Origin of the sequence: Rhizobium ecuadorense (assembly GCF_001187535.1) — a bacterium.
GTDB lineage: Bacteria > Pseudomonadota > Alphaproteobacteria > Rhizobiales > Rhizobiaceae > Rhizobium > Rhizobium ecuadorense.
Map to the genome: position 1 here is coordinate 1 of NZ_LFIO01000772.1, position 518 is coordinate 518.

1 protein-coding gene is annotated in these 518 nt (G+C 55.8%); it reads right to left on the minus strand.

Annotation, left to right across the window (positions count from 1 at the left end; all coding sequences use genetic code 11):
- Positions 1 to 518 (minus strand): DUF1217 domain-containing protein (locus AF337_RS13825; protein ID WP_152971066.1); only part of this gene is annotated, 518 nt, incomplete at both ends.

Below are 518 nucleotides of genomic sequence, written 5' to 3' on the forward strand. Positions count from 1 at the left end.
GAACTTGAAGGCCTTTCGAAAGGCTACGAACCGATCGTCGTCGAGGCTGTTGACATAGCTTTTCGAGTCCGAGGGATCGCTTTCGAGAATTTTCCGGACCTCGCTTCTCGAAACGCTGTCCGGGTCTATGTCATAGGCTCGCAACGCCATTTCCCATAGTTCCGGGAGATCGTCGTTGTCGTCATCGTCGTCGTCATCGTTCGAGACCAGGAAATCATCGATCGAGGTGACGCTGGCGATGCGCGTCGTATAGTTGTCGACGGCGTCTTCGGTGTCTGTATTGGCGATCAGTAGCTGATAATTTTCATCGAAGGCCGCCGCGGTCGCGGCCGTCTGTTCCAATGTCTGGGCCGTGTCGCCATCGGCAAGCGCGCCGTCCTCATCGAAATTAAAGGCATCGTGCAGTTCGGATAAGCCGATCGCGTCGGCGACGTCGGCGCTTTTCAGCGCCGCGGAAATGAAGTTATCGGTCTCGCTATCGGTAAGCCCGTAGGCAGTTCTCAGATAGGAAACCAGCT